This window comes from Streptomyces sp. FH025 (assembly GCF_017427025.1).
GTDB lineage: Bacteria > Actinomycetota > Actinomycetes > Streptomycetales > Streptomycetaceae > Kitasatospora.
Genome location: NZ_JAFLNG010000856.1, coordinates 1 through 2,844 on the forward strand (window position 1 = coordinate 1; position 2,844 = coordinate 2,844).

General features: G+C 72.7%; 3 protein-coding genes. 1 reads left to right on the plus strand and 2 read right to left on the minus strand.

The window, feature by feature from the left end:
- A partial coding sequence (locus J0670_RS34805; RefSeq protein WP_207816451.1) for an LPXTG cell wall anchor domain-containing protein occupies positions 1 to 185 on the plus strand: 185 nt, incomplete at its 5' end.
- 232 nt (positions 186 to 417) lie between these two features.
- Here J0670_RS34805 and J0670_RS34810 read toward each other — a convergent pair.
- A complete protein-coding gene (locus tag J0670_RS34810) occupies positions 418 to 1,521 on the minus strand; it encodes a calcium:proton antiporter (protein ID WP_207816453.1) in 1,104 nt (367 codons plus the stop codon).
- 181 nt (positions 1,522 to 1,702) lie between these two features.
- The coding region (locus J0670_RS34815) for a nickel-dependent hydrogenase large subunit (RefSeq protein ID WP_207816455.1) at positions 1,703 to 2,844 on the minus strand (1,142 nt) is incomplete at its 5' end.

The following is a 2,844-nucleotide window of genomic DNA, read 5'->3' on the forward strand; positions in this document are numbered from 1 at the left end:
AGCCGCTGATCCCGCCCACCAAGGTCAGCGTGCCGACCCCGATCCCGGGCGCCGGCTCGGACGGCAAGAAGCTGGCCACCACCGGGAGCGACGGCACCCTGCTGTACGCGGGCGCCGGCACCGTGCTGCTCCTCGGCGGCGCGGGCGCGGTGGTCTACACCCGCCGTCGCCGCACCTCCTCCTGATCCCGGCGCCGCCCTGAACCCGGCCTCCCTGAACCCGACGGCGGCGGCGAGCCACGGCACCACTGAGCCCCTGGTCCACGACTGCTCCCGGACCAGGGGCTCCCGGCCGTAGGTACGGCCGGCGCGCCCTCCACGGTTCACGCCCCGGACCGGCCCGGGGACGACGGAAGCCCCTGGCCGCGACGGGGGTACGGGCCAGGGGCTTCCAACCGGTACTACGGGCGGCGCCCCGTCACGGGTTCACCGCCAGCACCACGAACTCCGCCAGCACCCCCAGGTGCAGCGCCCCCTGGAGCAGCGTCGCCCGGCGCGGGATGACCGTCAGAGTGCCGAGCACGACCGTCAGGGTCAGCAGCACCATGTGCGAGGGTTCGAGGCCGAGGACGAGCGGGCCGGGGAGCCAGGCGGAGGCGATCGCGACGGCCGGGATGGTCAGGCCGATGCTGGCGAGCGCCGAGCCGAGGGCCAGGTTCATGCTGGTCTGCACCCGGTTGCGCAGGGCCGCGCGCAGCGCCGCGATGGTCTCCGGCAGCAGCACCATCAGGGCGATCACCACGCCGACCACCGCGTTCGGCAGTCCGGCGCTCTCCACCGCGGACTCGATGGTCGGCGAGACGGTCTTGGCCAGGCCGACCACCGAGACCAGTGCGACGGCGAGCAGCAGCAGGCTGACGCCGGCGGCCCTGAGGGTGGGCGGGGTCGCGTGGTCGTCCTCGTCCTCCCGGATCTTGCCCTCGGCGGTGACGGGCAGGAAGTAGTCCCGGTGCCGCAGCGTCTGGGTGGCCACGAACAGGCCGTACACCACCAGCGAGGCGACGGCCGCGTAGCCGAGCTGGGTGGTGGAGAACTGCGGGCCCGGCGTGCTGGTGGTGAAGGTCGGCAGCACCATGCTCAGGGTGGCGAGGGTGGCGATGCAGGCGAGCGCCGTGCCGGTGCCCTCGGCGTTGAAGACGGCGGTGCGGTACCTGATCGCGGCGACGATGATGGACAGTCCGAGGATGCCGTTGCAGGTGATCATCACGGCGGCGAACACCGTGTCCCGGGCCAGGGTGGCGGACTTGTCCCCGCCGTCGGCCATCAGCGTCACGATCAGCGCGACCTCGATCACGGTGACCGCCACCGCGAGCACCAGTGATCCGAACGGCTCGCCGGTCCAGTGCGCGATGACCTCCGCGTGGTGCACGGCGGCCAGCACCGCGCCGACCAGGAACACGGCGACCACGCCCACCGCCCAGCCGGGCAGGTCCTTGTGCCAGGTCAGGACGAGGACGACGAACGCCACCGCGGGGACGACGACGGTCCATTGCGCGGAGGCCGCGCGGAGCTTCGTGATCATGCGCCCGAGGATCCCAGACCGCGACCCCGTCACCCGAGTGCCCGCGCCGGGATTCGTATGGATGTGGCATAACTCATCCCGATACGGGCGTTCACTCTCCGTAGCCGTAAAGGCACTGAAGCGCTTTGTCGACCTTTGGGCCGGGAACCGACGGAGCGGAGCGCCTGCCCGAGCGGGGTGGTCACAGGTCGTTGCCCGCGTAGGAGAGGTTGAAGCTCTTGTTGGTGAGGGGGAAGTCGGGGACGATCGTGTCGGCGAGGGCGACGGGCAGCGCGGGCCAGTTGAAGAAGGACGGGTCGACGATCTTGACTCGGGCGAGGGTGCCGTCGGAGCCGAGTTCGAGTCGGGTGGTGATGGTGCCGCGCCAGCCCTCGGCGATGCCGACGCCGCTGCCGCGGGCAGGCCGGTGCGGGGCGAGGTCCACCACGGCGCCCGGGGACAGGCCTTCGCCGAGGTGGTCGATCAGGGTGAGGGCGTCGTCGGCCTCCTGGGCGCGGATGCGGAAGCGGGCGAGGACGTCGCCGGTGTCGAGGGTGCGGCTGGTCAGGAGTTCGCCGAGGTCGTGGTGGGGGTGAGCGCGCCGGGCGTCGGTGGGCAGGCCGCTGGCGCGGGCGACGTAGCCGAGGCAGCCGAGGTCGCGGGCGGCCCGGGTCGGCAGGATCGCGGTGCCGGTGAAGCGGTCGAGGATGGTGGGGTGGCCGAGGGCCAGGTCGACGAGGTCGCGCAGGTCGGTGCGGACGCGGGCGAGTTGGGTACGGTCCGGGAGGCCGCGCAGGACGGCACCGCCGGGAACGACGCCACCGCGTAGCAGGCGGTGGCCGGTGACGGCGTGGTTGAGGCGGAGCAGGCGTTCGCGGACGCGCCAGGCGTGGGAGTTGAGGATGCCGTGGCCGACGTCGTTGCACAGGGCGCCGAGGTCGGTGACGTGGTTGTGGAGGCGTTCGAGCTCCAGCAGCAGGGCACGGGCCTGTCGCGCCTCGGCGGGTGCCCGCAGGCCGGTGGCCTCCTCGGCGGCGAGGCAGTAGGCGAGGGCGTGGCCGACGGCGGTGTCGCCGCTGATCCGTTCCGCCAGCGGCGCGCCGTGCTCCGGGTCGCGGCCTTCGAAGAGCTTCTCGATGCCGCGGTGGACGAACCAGAGGCGGGCCTTGAGTTTGAGGATGGTCTCGCCGACGACGGAGAAGCGGAAGTACCCGGGTTCGATGAGGCCGGCGTGGACGGGGCCGACCGGGATCTCGTACACCCCCGGCCCTTCGACGGTGAGGAACGGGAACGGACCTTCAGGGGTGCCGAATTCGGGCGGGGGCCCGGCGTCGGGGTGCATCG